The following is a 17,289-nucleotide window of genomic DNA, read 5'->3' as shown; positions in this document are numbered from 1 at the left end:
TATCAGGCCGAGGGCAGCGGCGCAGCAAAGGCTGCATTTAACGGCGCAGCATCGAAACGCTGAATCAGCTCAACGAGAATCTGTGTAGCGGGCCCCAGGGGCTTGTCCTTGTTCGAGTAGAGGAAGAACAAGGGGTTGCGGCTGCCACCCTGGTCCAGTGGCAGCGGTTTGAGCAGGCCGTCCTTGAGCTCGCGCTCAATCATATGGCGTGGCAACCAGGCAAAGCCCAGGCCGTTGCCGACAAACGTGGCGGCCGTGGCCAGGCTGCCGACCGTCCAGCGCTGTTCGGCGCCGAGCCAGCCAACATCCTTGGGTTGTTGGCGACCTGAGTCGCGAATCACCACCTGCATCTGGGTTTCCAAGTCCTGGAAGGTTACGACGCGCTGCAGGCGATGCAGCGCATGATCGGGGTGAGCCACGGCGACAAACTCCACGGTGCTCATTTCCGCACCGAGAAAGCCGGGAATGTTCAGCGCGCTGATGGCCAGGTCGGCCATGCCGTCCTTGAGCACTTCTTCCACCCCGGACAGCACTTCCTCGCGCAGACGTACACGGCAGCCGCGGCTTTGCGGCATAAAGGCGGTCAGCGCGCGCACCAGGCGGGCGTTGGGGTAGGCGGCATCGACCACCAGGCGTACTTCGGCCTCCCAGCCTTGCTCCATATGGTGCGCCAGGTCTTCCAGTTGGCTGGCCTGTTTGACCAGTTGCCGCGAGCGGCGCAGCAGCACGTCGCCGGCTTCGGTCAACACCGCCTTGCGTCCGTCGATACGCAGCAGCGGTACGCCCAGCTGCTCCTGCATCCGTGCCACGGTATAACTCACCGAAGATTGTGAGCGGTGCAGCACCTCGGCGGCCTGGGCAAAACCGCCGTGATCGACCACGGCCTGCAGGGTGCGCCATTGGTCGAGCGTTACGCGGGGGGCTTTCATATTCGATTCCCGTACTGAGGGTGCAAACACCCACTCAATCAACCTAAACTGGCCGTCTTTTACCGGAGACTGCCCTGATGAAAAAGCTCTGTTGTGCGTTGCTGGCCTGCTTGCCGCTGACTGTAATGGCCTACCCGATCGAGGTGGAAAAACAGCTTAATGGTGCTGAAGTCTCCGCCACCACTCAGGAAATCGACCACAACATGGGTGCTGTGCAGCTGTACAACTATGGCCGTAGCGATGCCAAGTGCACGGCGGTTTTCCGTAACGGCCCTGAAGCGCCGCGCACCCGCAAGGTCGTCCTGCCCGCTGGTGACAGCAACAACTTGGCGGTGAAGTTCAGCCGTAGCATTATCAAGCTGCGGGTCAAACTAACCTGCGAACTGTCTTAATACTGGCCTGAGACTAAGCGCGGCCTGGCTATAAATCAAATTATTAGATTGTTTTGTGCGGTTATTTGCGCTTTTTAATCGAATTAAGTGCGCCTACTCTTTGTCCATCGACGTTCAACACCCCTTCGATGGAGCACACAACATGGCCAACGTCCTAGTAATTGAAAGCAGCGCCCGCCAGCAAGGTTCGGTTTCGCGTCAGCTGACGGCGCAATTTATCGCCAACTGGTCTTCTGCCAATCCGGCAGATCAGATCAAAGTGCGTGACCTGGCGGTTGATCAGGTACCGCATCTGGATGCCAACCTACTAGGCGGTTGGATGAACCCAGCGGAGCAACAGAGCGACGCCGAGCAAGCGGCGCTGGCGCTGTCCAACCTGCTGACCGATGAACTGCTGGCCGCCGATGTGCTGGTGCTGGCCGCTCCCATGTACAACTTCGCCATCCCCAGCACCCTGAAGGCTTGGCTCGATCACGTGCTGCGCGCCGGGGTGACCTTTAAATACACCGAAACCGGCCCGCAAGGCCTGCTCAGCGGCAAGCGCGCCTTTGTCCTGACCGCTCGCGGCGGCATCTACGCCGGCAGCGCTCAGGACCACCAGGAACCCTACCTGCGTCAGGCGCTGGCTTTTGTCGGTATCCACGATGTCAGCTTTATCCATGCCGAAGGCCTCAACCTGGGCAGCGAGTTTATGGAAAAGGGCCTGAATCAGGCCAAGGCGCAACTGGCCCAGGCCATCTGATTTTTCCGCAATATCTTGATCTCCTGGCGTCCGGTGCTCCTGGACGTCTCTGCCCGCTCTGCTGATGCAGTGCGGGCTTTTTTATGCCCTGCATTTTTGCACTGTACGGCTGTTTAAGTACCTGGCTGTGTCGCTTTGTGGCTGTGGTCTTCACTACAAGCCAGGCAAGATGTCAGGGTCTGATTAAGCAGGGTGGAGTGATGCAGCTGTCTGGGCGCGGTGTAGCGCTGTCGATTATTGCCTCGATGTTGTTTGCTCTGGTGCCGGGCTATGTACGGCTGTTAGCACCACTGGATGGCTTGCAGGTGTTTGCCCAGCGGGTGTTGTGGTCAATACCGGCGGTGTTGCTGCTGATCACTTTGTCGCGGCAATGGCCGGTGCTGCTCGCCGCCTGCGAACGAGTGCGGCGCGAGCCGTTGCTGTTCGCCAGTCTGCCGTTGGCCGCGTTGTTGATGGGGATTCAGTGGGCGCTGTTTGTCTGGGCGCCGCTGGCCGGACGCATGCTGGAAGTGTCGCTGGGCTATTTTCTGCTGCCGCTGGCCATGGTGCTGGCCGGGCGGGTGTTTTATGGCGAGCGGCTGCGACCATTACAGCGTCTGGCGGTGTTCTGCGCCTTGCTCGGCGTGGCCCATGAACTGTGGCTGACCCAGGCGTTCTCTTGGGTGGTGATGGTCACGGTGCTGGGGTATCCACCGTATTTCATGCTGCGCCGCTGGATGCGCCTGGACGCCTTGTCCGGCTTTGCCTTCGAGATGCTGTTTATGGCACCGGTGGCGATCTGGCTGGTGCTGCAATGGAGCCCGCCGCAGCTGTTCAGCCAGGCGCCGCAGCTGTGGTGGCTGCTGCCGGGGCTGGCGATCCTCAGCTCCCTGGCGTTTGCCGCGATGATGGCTGCCAGTCGTCTGCTGCCGATGGGCCTGTTCGGTATTCTCAGTTATGTCGAGCCGGTGCTGTTGTTTCTCGTAGCGCTACTGTTTCTCGGTGAGCAGTTCAATAGCGCGCAATGGTTGACCTACCTGCCGATCTGGCTGGCGGTACTGCTGGTCGGCTGGGACAGCGCGCGGCTATTGATCAAGCAGGCGCGGCAAGGTTTATAGAACGACATCCGCAGGGTTTTCCGGCAGCACCTGATAGTGCAGTTGCACCACGCCGCTGCTGAAACTGCGTTGTTCGTGCAGTCTCAGGCTGCGTTCCAGACCGCTGGCGAACATTGGAATACCGGCGCCCAGCAGATAAGGCACCAGGCTCACCACCAGCTCGTCGAGTAGGCCGGCAGCGAAACAGTTACCGGCCAGCGAACCACCGCCCACCAGCCAGATACGCTGATGGCCTTGTTCGGCCAGCGTCGTCAGGGCTTCGCTCGGTGTGCAATGGCGCATGCTTACGCCATCCGGTAATTGTTCGTGCGGATAGCGGGTCAGTACCAGGCAGGGTTTGCCGAGGTAGGGCCAATCCTCCTCGGCGTCCATCAGCGTGTCGAAGGTCATGCGGCCCATTAGCAGGGCGTCGATGCCGTCATAAAAGGCGTGATAACCGTGGTCGTCGCCAGCAGCCTGGATGCTTTCCAACCAATCGGCCCGGCCATCCGGGCGAGCGATATAGCCGTCTAAGCTGGCGGCTACGTAGTAGATCAGAGTGGGTTTCATGCTGATGCCCCCCGGCAACCGAACAAGCCCATGGCGAGGGCTGTTGAACGGTTGAGTCGGATTACGCAGCAAAGTTTCCTGCTGGTCTTGCGCGCTTAGCTGGCGGCCTGAGTACGCCCAGCCAACATGCGCAGAATGGCATTGAGCAACATACCGTAGAGCGGCACGAACAGCAGCAGGCTGACCGCCAGTTTGACCCCGTAATCGACCGTGGCGATCTCCACCCAGTGCTCGGCCATAAACGGGTTGCTGCTGTTCCAGAATGCCACCGAGAAGAACGCATAGGTGTCCAGCAGGTTGCCAAGGACGGTCGAGACTGTTGGCGCTACCCACCATAGCGACAGCTGGCGCAGGCGGTCGAATACCTGAATATCGAGGAACTGTCCCAGGACGTAAGCGAGGAAGCTGGCGATGGAAATGCGCAGCACGAACTCGTTGAACTCCAGCAAGGCGCCGAAACCGCGAAAGCTGGCTTCCTGAAACAGCACCGAGACGATGTAGGAAATCAGCAGCGCCGGCAGCATCACCCGAGCAATCACCCGGCGCGCCGCCTGTTTGCCAAGTAGGCGTACGGTCAGGTCAGTGGCCAGGAAGATAAACGGGAAGCTGAACGCGCCCCAGGTGGTATGCCAGCCGAACAGGGTGATCGGTAGCTGCACCAGGTAATTGCTGGCGATGATGATCAGGATATGAAACAGCACCAGTGCAATAAGCGCATTGCGCAGGCGCTGAGGGGCGGTAATAAGCATGACGGAACCTTTTTGCTGAATGGGGTTAGGGAACCCATGCCACCCGGAATTGAATGGCGGCGCGCATTCTACCGGCGCGATGCCGTATATGCGTAGTGGTCTGACGGGAGGCGTCGATCTGTGCTGTTTCTGCGCGCGGCTGCAGGGCCGACAACTAGGCTACAGACGCCGTTGGCCAGGCCGTTCGGGCTTTTAGCCGGCAGAACCGGTAATCTATGCCACTGTATTGCTGATTTTTTGTCGAGGTATACCCGTGTTTTCCCAATTCGCCCTGCATGAACGCCTGCTCAAAGCCGTGGCCGAGCTGAAATTTGTCGAGCCCACCCCGGTGCAGTTGGCGGCCATTCCGCTGGCGCTGCAAGGAAAAGACTTGCGGGTTACCGCGCAAACCGGCAGCGGCAAGACCGCAGCCTTTGTGCTGCCAATGCTCAATCGCCTGCTCGGCGATGGCGCTTCCCAGCCACGCATGAGCGTACGCGCGATGATCCTGCTGCCAACCCGCGAGCTGGCGCAGCAAACCCTCAAGGAAGTCGAGCGCTTCGCTCAGTTCACCTTCCTCAAGGGTGGTCTGATCACCGGTGGTGAAGACTTCAAGGTGCAGGCCGCCATGCTGCGCAAGGTCGACATCCTGATTGGTACGCCAGGCCGTCTGATCGAACACGCCAACGCCGGCAACCTGCTGCTCGATGAAGTCGAAGTGCTGGTGCTCGATGAAGCCGACCGCATGCTCGATATGGGCTTTGCTGAAGACGTGCAACGTCTCGGCGAGCTGTGCAATGCCGACCGCCAGACCCTGCTGTTCTCCGCCACCAGTGGCGGCGCAGCCCTGCGCGAAGTGGTCGGCAAGGTGCTGAAAGAGCCTGAGCACCTGCAGCTCAACCGCGTCAGCCAGCTCAATGAAGGTACCCGTCAGCAGATCATCACCGCTGACCATAACCATCACAAAGAGCGCTTGGTCGAGTGGTTGCTGAAAAACGAGACCTACGATAAGGCGATCATCTTCACCAATACCCGCGTCCAGGCTGACCGCCTGTACGGCAAGTTGGTCGCCCATGACTTCAAGACCTTTGTGTTGCATGGCGAGAAGGACCAGAAGGATCGCAAGCTGGCCATCGACCGCCTCAAGCAGGGCGCGGTGAAGATTCTGGTGGCCACCGATGTGGCGGCCCGTGGTCTGGATGTTGACGGCCTGGATCTGGTAATCAACTTCGATATGCCGCGCTCCGGCGACGAATACGTACACCGCATCGGTCGCACTGGCCGTGCTGGCGCTGAAGGTCTGGCGATTTCGCTGATCTGTCACAACGACTGGGCGCTGATGTCGAGCATCGAGCGCTACCTCAAACAGCGTTTCGAGCGCCGCAATATCAAAGACCTTAAGGGCATCTACCAGGGGCCGAAAAACCTCAAAGCGTCCGGTAAAGCGGTTGGCCCGAAGAAGAAAAAGGTCGACCCGAAAACGGGCAAGAAGCTGGCGAAAAAACCGGCAACCAAGGCTCCGAGCAAACGCAACACGATCAATCGGCCGAAACCTGATGCGCCGGTGCTGGTCAGCCAGGACGGCTTGGCACCGCTGAAGCGCCGTACTCCCGCAGCGGAATAACTCGGCTGCAGTGTGATTACAACGGCGGGTTGGCTGGGGAGCTAATCCGCCGTCGTCATTTCAGGGCTTACTTCGGTACGATCAATATCTTGCCATCGCGCTCACCACTGGCGGCAGCTGCTACGGCCTGCTTGATCTCGCTGACGTCATAGGTCGCAGCAACGCGGGTATGCAGCTTGCCGCTGGCGATCAGTTGTACCAACTCACCAAACACTTTCATTTGCTCGGCCTGGCTGGCGTTCTGGAACCACTTGGCCAGCCAGAAGCCGCGCAGGCTGACATCGCGGAACACAAACGAGGCGGGCGAAACCTGACACGGCTGACGGCTCATCATGCCGTAGTTGACCAATACGCCGCCCTCGCAAAGGCTGGCGGCCAAGTGATCAGTGGCTTCGCCGCCCACGGCATCAATGCCCAAGCGCACGCTTGTACCGCCAGTGGCGGCACGCACGCGTTTAGCCAGATCCGGACCGTCGACCAGCACCACGTCACCGCCTTCTGCTTCCACGCCGGCCACTGCCGACTCACGGCGTACCACGTTAATGGTTTTGAAGCCGCGCAGCTTGGCCAGCTGGATCAGGTAGCTGCCGACGCCGGAGTTGGCGGCGTTCTGGATCACCCAGTCACCGGGTTTGAGGTCGACGAATTCACTGAGCATCAGGGAGGCGGTCGGTGGGTTAACCGTCATCATCGCCAGTTGCTGTGGGTCGGCTTCCGGCAGGGGAATAAGTTTATTGGCCTGCGCATTCAAATGGCTGACCCAGGTGCCGCAGCCAACCGGTAACAGCACCATTTGGCCGACTTTGAGGTTACTGACCTCGGGGCCCAGTACTTCCACGCGGCCGACCCCTTCGTTGCCGCCTACTGCTGGCAGCGGCGGCAGCATGCCGTATTCGCCGGTCAGCGTAAGTACATCGGAGGGGTTGATCGGCGCAGCCAGAACCTTGATGCGTACCTGGCCCGCGCCAAGCTCTGGCAGCTGCAGTTCTACAGCGGCGATCACCTCGTGAGGTTGTGGGCCACGGTGTTGGTATTCGGCTTTAAGCATGGGAATTCTCCGGTAGAGGCTGAACAAAGTGGCTGAAGTCTAGACCGGAGTGGCCAAGGTGCGACGAATCCTCCGTTATCGATCTGGGTGATCGGCAGCGGTTGAACAAGCCGAGTGGTGGCTAGTTTGGGTCGTCTTGCATGTCATCGCCGGCTTTTTCCAGTTCATTGAGACGCTGGTCGTAGCCTTCGCAAGCGTTTTCCATCTCGTCAGAGGAAGTCTCGGGTGAGGTTTCCTTCAGTTCTGCGCGCAGCTGTTCCGCACGGGCAGGATCTTTTTTGGTGATCTCTGCGACTTTGGCAGCGAGTTGCCCGGCTTTGGCGATCGCCTCCTCGGAACTGCACGAAGCGTAGGCCGTGCTCTGGGCAAATAGAGCGAAGGCAGCGCAAAGGCTCAGAGCGGTTTTACTGGGCAGAGTGATCTTCATGGCAATGTCCTCGCGGGCGAATAGGCAGACGTGTTCGGTTGAGTAGGCCTGGGTGGGGAAAGTTCAGGTCGAACCTAAGCGGGCAGAGGTGGGTCGGAACTTAACAGGGCGGCGTGCAATGCAGCCCTCGCGCTTGCCACTGGGTTGAGCGCAACGCGAATGGGAGAGAGCGATATGTCTTATAACTGGGATCTTATCGAGCGCTTGCTGCATGAAGTGCAAAGTTCCGCCGGTAAAAACTTCGCGCCCCGTGCTTATGCCGAGGAGCTCGCGCAGGAACTTGAGCGTGCAGGTGAGCACACCGATAACTTGGATGCGTTGAAAGCACAGGCGGCGGAGTACGAATTGCAGTTGCTCGGCGCTGGCTTTATCGAACCTCGGCCGGAAGAAGAGGGCGGTAACGGCGAGAACTTCGTGCTGACCCCACGAGGCTTGCAACTGCTCAGCATGATTGATAGCAGCATTCCTGGGGGTGAGCATTCCCGTGAGTTGCTTGACGACCAGGGCCCGGCCGCGTTGTCGCCGGAGGTTTTTGCCGATACGGCGGCTAAAGCCAATCTCGTTTAACAACGTTTGGCAATGCGTGCTCAGCCGCTAGTGCACGGCTGGGCAGTTAGGCTTTCAGTCTTGCACTGAAAGCTGCTGGTGCGTGGCGTATGTCCGATTCGGAATAATCAATCTCACCGATAGAGCAATGCAGAGTCATGCCATAGCCGGCTATGCTGGGCTCTGGTTCAACTTGGGTATCGCTATGAAGTGGTTGTGGGTCTGTTGTTTGTTGTCGTGCAGTCTGAGCGTCTCGGCGCAAGCCTTGCGCGTAGGCTTTGGTACGCACAAACCGCCTTATATCTTCGAGAGTGAGGCCAGTGGCCTGGAGTACGACATCGTGATGACTGCCGCGCAGCGCGGGGGGCTGGAACCGATGGCGTACTACGCGCCGATGGAGCGCTTGAACCTGATGCTGAGCAAGGGCCATATCGACGTTATTGCCACCACCAACGAGCGCAGCGGTGGTTCTATTTTTTATTCGGATGCCTATATCCGCTACCAGAACGTCGCGGTGGCCTTGCGCTCGCGCAACCTGGATATCCAGCGCATCAGCGACCTGGTCGGTTACTCGGTCAATGCCTTCCAGCGTGCGCGCTTTCTGCTTGGCAGCGAGTTTGAGGCCATGGCTGCAAACAACCCGCGCTACCGCGAAGAAGCCTTTCAGATCGCCCGCAACCGCATGCTCTACAGCGGTCGGGTGGATGTGGTGGTGTCGGACATGCGCATCCTGCGTTACTTCAACCGCGAGGTGTATACCCAGGTCGATGTGACGCAGCCGCTGACCCTGTACCCGATTTTTGCGCCCACAGATTACAAGCTGGGTTGCCGCTTGCAGGCCGATTGCGAGCGCTTCAATCAGGGTTTGGCGGCGATTCGGGAGAATGGTGAATACACGACCATCGAGCGCCGTTACGCCGTGTATTGAAGGTCTGTGATTGTCGTCACTGGCTGACGGGCGCCACTTCTTCCAGGCTTTCTTGCGCAGCGAGCAGCTCCTCGCTGGGCAGGGGTAAGCTGCTGACGCTGAAATCAACAATCTCGATTGCACCCTGACCCTGGCCCAGCAGGTGGAAGGAGAACGCCTTGCGTGCTTGCGGGTTATCGAAGGTGAAGCTGACCTGGACGGGCTTATCGCGTGTCAGCAGTGGCAGCGTTGGGATCGCCACGTCGACATCGCGGTCGTATTCCTTAGTTTTCAATTGCAGCGTGGCGCCTTTTTTATCCATACGCAGGGCGCGGATTTTCAGGGTGACGGTGGTCTGGGTAGCTGCACCCAAGGTCAGGTACTGCGCGCCCACCAGGTTGTCTGCCCAATCATCACTGACGCTGGGTTTTAGCCTGATAGGCTGTTGGTTGGCGAACTGATAGCTTTGCTTGATCTGGCCGCCATTGCTCAGTGACTGGTCAAGCAGGGCCGCTTGCTGGCTGATCAGGCGTGCAGGTTTGCCGCTTAAGCGGCCCAGATAGCGTGCGCTGTCGGCAATAAAACCGGTGCTAGCGTAGCGTCGGCAGACATTCTGGAAGTCGCATTCGGTCAGCGTGCCCTGGCCGTCATGCTGGCGCAGCAACCCGTTGGTGTAGGAAATGATCTGGCGGCCAGTGGCGTAATCGCGCAGCAATGAGCGTCCGGCGATATTGCTCGGGACCGGGAAGGCGAAGTAGTCGAGCACCGACGCTGTCAGGTCGACATGGCCATACACGCCTTGCTTGATGGCGGGCAGTTGCGCCTGCTCGGGCGCCAGCAGCAAGTTGAAGCCCCAGGCCGAAGCCAGACGGACGTTTTCCAGGCCGTGTGATTCGTCCGAGGTGACGATCACCAGGGTGTCTTTCATCACGCCCTGTTTTTCCAGCGCGTTGAGAAAGTCAGCAACGGCATCGTCCAGGTAGGCAATCGCCGCCAGCTTGGCGTTAGGGTGGCGGTCCAGGTAGTCCTGCGGGGCGGAGTAGGGCTGGTGAGTACCCACGGTCAGCAGGGTCAGCATCCAGGGTTGGCGCTTCTTGCGCAGCTGTTGCACGTAACCCAGGGCACCTTCGAAGTAGGCCTTATCGTCCATGCCCCAGGGGAATTCGAGGTAGGGCTTGTTCTTGAACCAGTCGCGGCCCAAGGTCTTGTCGAAGCCCATCTGCGGCATGATTTGGTCTTTGGCCATAAAGCGCAGCCCGGCACCTTGCAGAAAGTGCGTACTCAGGCCGCGTTCGCGTAATTGCGCGGGCAGACACTGCTCACTGCGCGCCGGGTTGTTGAGCAGTTCAACGCCCTTCGGCGTGCCGGAGTCGAGTTTTTCGTAATCACCGCAAAGCATGGCGTATAGCCCGCGGATGGTTTGATGGTTATGCAGGACATAATCGGTGGTGAGCATGCCGCGTTCGGCCCACTGGCTCAGGCGCGGCATCGGGTCTTGCGCGTAGCTGCTGCCGATGGCCTGACGGCTGGCTTGCAGATAGGCGCCGGTTACGCCTTCCAGAGTAATGATCAATACGTTGCGGGCGCTGCCGGCTTGCTTGAGCAGCGGTGTACCGTGCAGATCAAGCTGATTCAGGCCGCTGATGTCAGGTGGGCTGCTCGGCTCGTCCCCCGCCAGCCAGTCGGCCAGGTGCTGTTGAGCGCCATTGGTACTTTCCGCCAGTAACTTGTGCGTCAGGTTGAACTGCAACCATTGGTCCGCTTCGCTGGGTTTGAATTGCTGGCCGACGGTGTGCACGACAAACAGGGCCAGTGGCAGCAACAGCCAGGCGCGTGCAAACGGCACGGCACGGCGCGGTGTTTGTACGCTGCGCAGGCCCAGGTAAAGCGCTATCAGCACGGCCATGGCTAAAGCCAATAATGGCTGGCTCAAACCACTGCCTTGGGTTGAATGACTGACAAACTGTGCGTCGCCTAAGTACTGCAAGTCGGCTGGCTCTGGCATGCGGCCTACGGCATTGACCAGCTCGGCGGTGCTCAGGGTGAAAATGCACCAGGTCAGCAGCAGAGCAATGCTCAGCAGCCACGAGCGTTGGTGCAGGATTACCACCAGCAAGCTGCCGATCGCCAGGTCAGACAGATAGCCATAGGTATGCGACCAGCCCAACAGGTAGCGGCTGAGCAATGGCAGGGCGAGTAACAACAAACCGAGGGTAAGCAGGGTGCTGGAAGGGTGTCGCAGCCAATTGCAGGTAACGCGCACGGGTACTCCTGGGGCGATTGCCATCGTTCAGCAGTGGCAATGCCGAAAACGCCGCAAATTGCGGGCTGACATGATTCTGAAACAAGGTTGTGCTAAGCGCCAGTGGGCGGGGCGTAAAAGGGTGAAACAACTGATGTCGGACTGAGGAAGGGGGCTTGGAAGCGGAGGGGGTTATGCACTGGCCAGCGCCTTGTCATTGCGAGCAAAGCGCTGCATGGCCAGAAAGCGTTACTTTTTACCGATGGTGATCTGCTTGGTGGTGCCGTACACCTGGCCGCTGACGCCTTTGGCAATTTGCTGAATTTCCCCGCCGGATTTCAGGAAGGCTTCGATCTGTGCGTCGATCGAGGCGCTGGTTTCCACGGCTGGAGCCGGCTTGGGTTTGCTGTTGGATGCTTTTACGCGCATGACGGCCATTAACCTACTCAAAAATTAATTTGGCCGCGCATAATACTCGAAATGCTTGACAATTGCTTGATAAATAAAGCTCGGATGTGGCGATATGCAGAGAGATTATTCTGTAAATAGCCCGGGTAATTAGCGGATATGCCAGTAAGTGGTTGTTTTAATAAGAATAGATAAATCGTATTGAGGCTGCGCCTTGCGATTTAGGCCATCGGTCGGATTGCTCCGTAGGTCATCAGGCTGGCGCCGTGCGATGGCCGGTAGGCCGAGAAATTCAGAGGCGAGTCGGCTAGAATGCCGGCCTGGTAATGAGGGTAGGGCATCATGGCTGTAATTGGACGAATGAATAGTTTGCAGGTCGTGAAGCACACCGACTTCGGCCTGTACCTGGATGGCGGTGCGGATGGCGAAATTCTATTGCCTAAGCGTTATATCCCGAGCGACACCCCAAGCGAAGTGGAAGACTGGTTAAACGTCTTTATTTACTTGGACAGCGAAGACAAATTAATTGCCACCACAGAAAAACCAAAAGTTCAGGTGGGTGAATTCGCCAGTTTGAAAGTTGTGGATATAAATCGCGTGGGCTTATTCCTGAATTGGGGTTTGCCGAAAGATTTATTGTTACCGCACTCCGAAGAAAAGCGCCCGTTGCAGATTGGTGATTACTGCGTGGTGCATGTATTCCTCGATAAACGCAGCAAGCGCATCACCGCTACCGCACGTCTGGATCGTTACTTGGATAACGTGCCAGCCAACTATACGGCGGGCCAGGAAGTTGATCTGTTGGTGGTCGAATCCACCGATATGGGCTTCAAGGCCATCATCAATGGCAAGCACTGGGGGCTGATACACAAGAATGAGCTGTTCAAGTTCGTGCGCAGCGGCATGCAGGAAAAAGGCTTTATCAAGGAAGTGCGCGCCGACGGCAAAATCAGCCTGAGCCTGCAACCGGTTGGCCAAGAAGCGGCCAGCAGCCTTGGCGAACAGATTCTGGCCAAGTTGCGCGAGCACGATGGCGTACTCAAGGTGAATGACAAAAGCTCGCCTGAAGAAATTGCTGGGTTGTTTCGCGTCAGCAAGGGCAACTTCAAGAAAGCCATCGGCGGCTTGTACAAACAGGGTCGCATCGTGATCCACGAAGACCGTATCGAACTGCCGAGCAAGTAACCACCGTTACACTTCACAGCAGCGCAAAGTCCGTGAGGTGTACGGCCGTCAGCTAGGCTTGGGATGACAGCTTGAGTCGCGTTGCATCTGGTGTGTGCGACTTAAGCAATATCTTGCCGGTGTAGCTCAGTCGGTAGAGCAGCGCACTCGTAACGCGAAGGTCGCAGGTTCGATTTCTGTCTCCGGCACCATCTCCCCCAATTTTCTAGCCGCCACCGAACTGAGAGAACGATGCCGTTCGACTGGGTTTGGTTTTTTGCGGCGCGGCAATTCTGCCGGCGTAGCGCCAGTCCCAGGGCGCGACGATGTCTTCGGCGGGTAGCTGCCAGAGGCCTTTACCCATGTTTCTGGCCAGGGTTTCGGCATCTTTGAGTCGGTGGTCTTTCAGCTGCTTGGTATAGGCCCAGGCAGCGCCTTGCGCGACCAGTGTGTAGTTCACGTCAGTGCCACCGACATAGGCGCGAGCCCGTGTGATGCCATATCGATCCACCTCGTTGACCTGCAGGACGACCTGTTTCTCCAGCACCAAAGCTGACAACGCCTGCTTGGCTTCGGCGCCATAGGGTTGCTTTCTTTCTGGTGCGTCAATTTCTGCGAGGCGAACCCGCAGCCGTTTATTCTCGGTGGTCTGGCAGCTGAATGTATCGCCGTCGCTGATAGCCACTGCCCTGCAGCTGAAGGGATCAGCAAGTGCCAGGTTGGGCAGGCTGATAAGAAATAGTAGAACGATGCGGAAGGTCATCTGGGCATGTTGCTCAAGCGAAGACGTAGTCGGTGATAGTAATAAATGCTTGGCGGATTTTGCGGGACGGGCATCGCGAAACAGCAGGTCAGCTTTACCCACGGGCTTTCTGCATTGGCTACGTGGGGGCTTGTGGTTTTCTGCGATTCGCGGATGATTGCTCAATATTTGAGCAGTTTTACGGCTCAAGTCTGCCAAGGTGGACCACAGGTCGGAACCGCAGGTGGGTTGCTGTTGCCAAACCATCAAGTTCGTTACGCGCCGATGGCGCAGAGGTTGTGATGACGATGTGTCGATATGCGATCAGCCTGGTTGGGCTGCTGTTGGTAACGCCGCTGTATGCCGAGCAGCTGGCGCCGCAGACGTTGCGGGTCATTCCGAAGACCTATATCAGCCCCGGTGCCAGTGGCAGCATCGGCAGCTCACAGACCATCGAAAGCCATAACCTCTATGGCGGGCAGCGCCTACCCGACGGCCTGCAGCGCCATGAGCAGCGCTACGGCAGCCAGTCGATAGAGAATCGCGGAACGATCAAGCAAACGATTGAGTACCCCAATGGCTATCGGGTGCAGCAGTATCCAGGTCAGAGCACTGAATACTATGAGCGCAGCCGCTAACAGGCCGTTGAAGAATTACCTACGTTGCCGATACTGCGTTGAAAACAGGCCGGGACGCGGCGTCTCGGAATGCTCATTTACAGCTCGTAAACTCGTGTGCGAGCCCAGTCCGCTTCCTTGCCGCTTTGAACAGCCTTAGGCTGTTACTAGCGTAGCGCCTTGTCTCGACTGCCTCGCTAACATTCTCAACGGCCTGCTAGCTCAGGCCGCCATCACCAAGCCCCAGCGCAAGCCTAGAAACGCCAGCAGGCCCAGTGGGCCGAACATTAGCGTCAGCACATAACAGGGCAACAGTGCCCAGTGGCTGATGCCGGCGATGGCGCCTTCGTGGCGGATATACAGCCCGACCATCAGATCGAACGCCAGAATATGTATCCAGGCTGCCAGTGCGGCTGTGGGTTGTCGCAGCAGTGAGAGCACCCCGCCGAGGCTAAAGAAACCGGGCCTGCCGCTACCCGGTTCAGGCCGCTGGCGCATGGCGACAAACAGCAGCCAGCTATAGACGATGGCCAGCAGGACCACGCTGAGGCCCAGTACCAGTTCATCGGTATAGGGCCAGAATGGCAGGCAGACCAGCATCAGCCAGCCGAACAGAGCGATCAGCGAGGTGAGTTTGAACAGGGGTTTCAACGGGGCCATGGCGTGCTCACTGGGCTAGGTGTGAACTCAACCATAGCGGATGCGGCGACTGCCGCACCCTGGTATCAGCGGCTGAATACAGCACCATCAGCGGACACGAGGGCTAGCCGATGGGCGCGGTTTATTGCTTCTTGCCCCAGAGTTGCTCCAAGCGTTGATCGCGACCGCAGCCGTTGCGGTAGTAGTTGTAGCGCAGCGGGTTACGTTGGTAATAGTCCTGGTGATAGTCCTCGGCTGGATAAAAGGTGCTGGCGGCGAGGATTTCCGTGACCACCGGGGCCGGCAAACGCCCGGATTTATCCAAAGTGGCTTTGGAGGTTTCGGCCAGTTGCTGCTCTTCGGCGCTGCTGTAGAAGATCGCGCTGCGGTATTGCGGACCGCGGTCGCAGAACTGGGCGTTGGCGGTCACCGGATCAATGGTGGGCCAGTAGGCCTCAAGCAGCTTGGCGTAGCTGGTCTTGCTGGGGTCAAAGCGTACGCGTACCGCTTCGATATGCCCGCTACTGCCGGCAGAGACCTGCTCATAAGTGGGATTGTCGACATGCCCGCCGATGTAGCCGGAGGTGGTGTCAATCACGCCGGGCACTTTGTCGAAGTCTGACTCGGTGCACCAGAAACAGCCGCCGGCGAAGATTGCCACGCCGGGGTTTTCCACTATCGGCGTTGCGGTTTTGGGCTGCGGCTGCGGCGCTTGCGCAGCTGTGGGTTCACAAGCGGCCAGCAGGCCGCCCAAAACGAGGATGCTGCTGGCCAGCAGACGGCGGCGCCAGGTGTAGGTGATAGCAGTCATGTTCAGCTCCGCAGCTCAGGTAAGGCTTCGCCTTGCGGGATAAAGCGCAAGGCCACGCCGTTGTTGCACCAGCGTTCGCCGCGCGGCTTCGGGCCGTCGTCGAAGACATGACCCTGGTGCCCGCCGCAGCGCGCGCAATGGTATTCGGTACGCGGGAAGAACAGCTTGAAGTCGCGCTTGGTACCCATATGGCCGGCAATCGGCTGGGTAAAGCTGGGCCAGCCGGTGCCGCTTTCATATTTGTCCTGGCTGGCGAACAGCGGCAGGTAGCAGGCGGCGCACAGGTAGGTGCCATCGCGTTTTTCCTGATTTAACGGGCTGCTGCCAGGCGCTTCGGTGTCCTCTTCGAAGAGCACGGCATAGGCTTCGGGCGTCAGCAGATCGCGCCAGTCGCTGTGAGGTTTATTCAGAGGCGTCACGCTACTGGCAACAGCTTCTGCCAGGCTAAGTGGGGCGTGACCGAGCAAGGGCAGGGCTGGCAAGAGGGCCATCCCCTTGAGCAGGGAGCGTCTTTTCATGGCAGTGCTCTGTATGAAGTGTGGCCAATAGACAGAGACAAAGCCGAGTTGTTACAGCCTTGCTCGCCGCGCGCGAGAATTTTTCCGCGCAAGTTGTAAGTAAAGATAAATCGAGGGATCAGGCGATGGGTAGGCTGCTGGTTTTATCCACGCCATCATCGATGACGATGCAGTTACGGCCGGCATTCTTGGCGCGATAGAGGCGTTCGTCGGCGCGCTGCAGCAGGCTTTCCCAGTGTTCGTCGCGGCGTAGGATGGCCCCGCCGACTGACATGGTCACCGCACCGCTGGGCCCGCGCAGGTGCTGCGCCACTTGCTGCTGCAGGTGTTGCGCGGCGGCCAGTAAGCCTGCGCGTTCGGTGTTGGGCAGCAGCAGGAGGAATTCCTCGCCGCCGAAGCGGAACAGTCGGTCTTCCTTGCGTGATGAACTTTTGATCAGTTCGACAAAGTCCACCAGCACCAGGTCGCCGGCATGATGGCCATGGTTGTCATTGATCCGTTTGAAATGATCGAGGTCCATCACCAAGACGCCGTAGCTGTTGCCGTGGCGGCGGTAAATGGAGGCGGCGATCTTCAGTTCTTCATTCATCGCTCGGCGGTTACGGGCGCCGGTCAGCGGGTCATGGATGGCCAGTTGCTGCAGTTGATCGCGCTGGGTGCTGGTGCGGTAGGCAAAGACGAAACTGAGGATACTGGCCATCATGCTGGTGACCAGAAATGACACCATCTGGTAGTCGCTTTCGAATACCGAGCCGGGTTTAAGTTGGCCGTAACCGACCAGCGTGGTGAGCACCAGAGTGGTGGCCAACAAGGCCTTGGCCGGCGACACCATAAAGAAATTGAACATGATCAGCGGGTAAATCCAGAACAGGCCGTTTACACCGAGGTTGATGGCAATCAGCGTTGCACCGGCGGAGAAAATGGTGGCCAGGTAGATGCCGGGTTTGATCGTGTCACCGGTGCGCCAGGCATAGATCACCGCCATCACTGTGGAGACAACGATCACGGTGTCGGAGGTGCCTACCAGGTAGTTGCCGGTCGCTAGCCGGTAAACGGCATAGGGGCTAATGCCAATCACGCCAAACAGGCCCATCAGCGTGATGATGGACAACTGGAAGTCGCTACGCAGGCGCCTGAGCAACCGCGATATCTGCATAGT

Annotated in this window: 20 protein-coding genes and 1 tRNA gene; 9 read left to right on the top strand and 12 right to left on the bottom strand. The window is 58.7% G+C overall.

The annotated features are described in order from the left end of the window. Positions 1 to 2 precede the first annotated feature (2 nt). A complete protein-coding gene (locus tag ALTER154_RS03020) occupies positions 3 to 929 on the bottom strand; it encodes a LysR family transcriptional regulator (RefSeq protein ID WP_090248496.1) in 927 nt (308 codons plus the stop codon). A 77-nt stretch (positions 930 to 1,006) separates the two neighbouring features. On the opposite strand from ALTER154_RS03020, the gene ALTER154_RS03015 reads away from it, so the two are divergent. The 3 genes from ALTER154_RS03015 (at position 1,007) to rarD (ending at position 3,160) form a co-directional block, all read left to right on the top strand. Next, positions 1,007 to 1,321: a 3-phosphoglycerate kinase gene (locus ALTER154_RS03015; RefSeq protein ID WP_090248494.1), complete on the top strand. Its 315-nt coding sequence runs from the start codon at positions 1,007 to 1,009 to the stop codon at positions 1,319 to 1,321. Positions 1,322 to 1,463: 142 nt separating this feature from the next. Continuing rightward, positions 1,464 to 2,063: an FMN-dependent NADH-azoreductase gene (locus ALTER154_RS03010; protein WP_160085192.1), complete on the top strand. Its 600-nt coding sequence runs from the start codon at positions 1,464 to 1,466 to the stop codon at positions 2,061 to 2,063. Positions 2,064 to 2,263: 200 nt separating this feature from the next. Further along, a complete protein-coding gene (gene rarD / locus ALTER154_RS03005; protein ID WP_160089992.1) occupies positions 2,264 to 3,160 on the top strand; it encodes an EamA family transporter RarD in 897 nt (298 codons plus the stop codon). On the opposite strand, the gene ALTER154_RS03000 is transcribed toward rarD, so the two are convergent. Further along, entirely contained in the window at positions 3,155 to 3,709 is a 555-nt protein-coding gene (locus ALTER154_RS03000; RefSeq protein WP_160085191.1) for a dihydrofolate reductase family protein, read from the bottom strand. The two genes, rarD and ALTER154_RS03000, sit on opposite strands and share 6 nt — an antisense overlap. Positions 3,710 to 3,804: 95 nt before the next feature. Further along, positions 3,805 to 4,458 carry a 7-cyano-7-deazaguanine/7-aminomethyl-7-deazaguanine transporter gene (locus ALTER154_RS02995; protein WP_090248490.1) on the bottom strand — a complete coding sequence of 218 codons (654 nt, stop codon included), beginning with the start codon at positions 4,456 to 4,458 and terminating at the stop codon, positions 3,805 to 3,807. Positions 4,459 to 4,711: 253 nt separating this feature from the next. On the opposite strand from ALTER154_RS02995, the gene ALTER154_RS02990 reads away from it, so the two are divergent. Then, positions 4,712 to 6,061: a DEAD/DEAH box helicase gene (locus ALTER154_RS02990; protein ID WP_160085190.1), complete on the top strand. Its 1,350-nt coding sequence runs from the start codon at positions 4,712 to 4,714 to the stop codon at positions 6,059 to 6,061. A 67-nt stretch (positions 6,062 to 6,128) separates the two neighbouring features. Here ALTER154_RS02990 and ALTER154_RS02985 read toward each other — a convergent pair whose 3' ends face one another. Next, on the bottom strand, positions 6,129 to 7,109 hold the full coding sequence (locus tag ALTER154_RS02985; RefSeq protein ID WP_160085189.1) for a zinc-dependent alcohol dehydrogenase family protein: 981 nt from the start codon (positions 7,107 to 7,109) through the stop codon (positions 6,129 to 6,131). Between the two features lie 121 nt (positions 7,110 to 7,230). Further along, positions 7,231 to 7,536, bottom strand: coding sequence for a hypothetical protein (locus ALTER154_RS02980; RefSeq protein WP_160085188.1), 306 nt, complete (start codon positions 7,534 to 7,536; stop codon positions 7,231 to 7,233). Positions 7,537 to 7,710: 174 nt separating this feature from the next. Here ALTER154_RS02980 and ALTER154_RS02975 point away from each other — a divergent pair, with 174 nt between their 5' ends. Both ALTER154_RS02975 and ALTER154_RS02970 read left to right on the top strand, forming a co-directional pair. Beyond that, positions 7,711 to 8,103 (top strand): transcriptional regulator, encoded by a 393-nt coding sequence (locus ALTER154_RS02975; RefSeq protein WP_160085187.1) that lies wholly within the window; start codon positions 7,711 to 7,713, stop codon positions 8,101 to 8,103. A gap of 127 nt (positions 8,104 to 8,230) precedes the next feature. Next, positions 8,231 to 9,010, top strand: coding sequence for an ABC transporter substrate-binding protein (locus tag ALTER154_RS02970; protein ID WP_256665411.1), 780 nt, complete (start codon positions 8,231 to 8,233; stop codon positions 9,008 to 9,010). 16 nt (positions 9,011 to 9,026) lie between these two features. On the opposite strand, the gene ALTER154_RS02965 is transcribed toward ALTER154_RS02970, so the two are convergent. Together ALTER154_RS02965 and ALTER154_RS02960 are read right to left on the bottom strand one after the other, a co-directional pair. Further along, positions 9,027 to 11,252, bottom strand: coding sequence for an LTA synthase family protein (locus ALTER154_RS02965; protein WP_256665409.1), 2,226 nt, complete (start codon positions 11,250 to 11,252; stop codon positions 9,027 to 9,029). 228 nt (positions 11,253 to 11,480) lie between these two features. Then, the gene (locus ALTER154_RS02960; RefSeq protein ID WP_169852821.1) at positions 11,481 to 11,669 is read right to left on the bottom strand and encodes a hypothetical protein; all 189 of its coding nucleotides are present in this window, start codon (positions 11,667 to 11,669) and stop codon (positions 11,481 to 11,483) included. Positions 11,670 to 11,981: 312 nt separating this feature from the next. On the opposite strand from ALTER154_RS02960, the gene ALTER154_RS02955 reads away from it, so the two are divergent. Together ALTER154_RS02955 and ALTER154_RS02950 are read left to right on the top strand one after the other, a co-directional pair. After that, positions 11,982 to 12,824 carry a S1 RNA-binding domain-containing protein gene (locus ALTER154_RS02955; protein WP_160085185.1) on the top strand — a complete coding sequence of 281 codons (843 nt, stop codon included), beginning with the start codon at positions 11,982 to 11,984 and terminating at the stop codon, positions 12,822 to 12,824. A gap of 115 nt (positions 12,825 to 12,939) precedes the next feature. Next, positions 12,940 to 13,015 (top strand) — tRNA-Thr (locus ALTER154_RS02950). 14 nt (positions 13,016 to 13,029) lie between these two features. Here ALTER154_RS02950 and ALTER154_RS02945 read toward each other — a convergent pair. Further along, positions 13,030 to 13,812, bottom strand: a complete 783-nt coding sequence (locus tag ALTER154_RS02945; RefSeq protein ID WP_256665408.1) for a thermonuclease family protein — start codon at positions 13,810 to 13,812, stop codon at positions 13,030 to 13,032. A 35-nt stretch (positions 13,813 to 13,847) separates the two neighbouring features. On the opposite strand from ALTER154_RS02945, the gene ALTER154_RS02940 reads away from it, so the two are divergent. After that, a complete protein-coding gene (locus tag ALTER154_RS02940) occupies positions 13,848 to 14,183 on the top strand; it encodes a hypothetical protein (RefSeq protein WP_256665407.1) in 336 nt (111 codons plus the stop codon). A 201-nt stretch (positions 14,184 to 14,384) separates the two neighbouring features. Here ALTER154_RS02940 and ALTER154_RS02935 read toward each other — a convergent pair whose 3' ends face one another. From ALTER154_RS02935 to ALTER154_RS02920, 4 genes are all read right to left on the bottom strand, one after another. Continuing rightward, positions 14,385 to 14,822, bottom strand: a complete 438-nt coding sequence (locus tag ALTER154_RS02935) for an ABA4-like family protein (RefSeq protein WP_160085184.1) — start codon at positions 14,820 to 14,822, stop codon at positions 14,385 to 14,387. Between the two features lie 121 nt (positions 14,823 to 14,943). Next, a complete protein-coding gene (gene msrA, locus ALTER154_RS02930) occupies positions 14,944 to 15,612 on the bottom strand; it encodes a peptide-methionine (S)-S-oxide reductase MsrA (protein WP_160085183.1) in 669 nt (222 codons plus the stop codon). A 2-nt stretch (positions 15,613 to 15,614) separates the two neighbouring features. After that, positions 15,615 to 16,130 carry a peptide-methionine (R)-S-oxide reductase MsrB gene (gene msrB / locus ALTER154_RS02925; protein WP_160085182.1) on the bottom strand — a complete coding sequence of 172 codons (516 nt, stop codon included), beginning with the start codon at positions 16,128 to 16,130 and terminating at the stop codon, positions 15,615 to 15,617. Between the two features lie 118 nt (positions 16,131 to 16,248). Continuing rightward, the gene (locus tag ALTER154_RS02920) at positions 16,249 to 17,286 is read right to left on the bottom strand and encodes a GGDEF domain-containing protein (protein WP_160085181.1); all 1,038 of its coding nucleotides are present in this window, start codon (positions 17,284 to 17,286) and stop codon (positions 16,249 to 16,251) included. Between the last annotated feature and the right edge of the window lie 3 nt (positions 17,287 to 17,289).

This window comes from Pseudomonas sp. 9AZ (genome assembly GCF_902506525.1).
GTDB classification, from domain to species: domain Bacteria; phylum Pseudomonadota; class Gammaproteobacteria; order Pseudomonadales; family Pseudomonadaceae; genus Aquipseudomonas; species Aquipseudomonas peli.
This window is presented reverse-complemented; position numbering and strand designations above follow the sequence as displayed.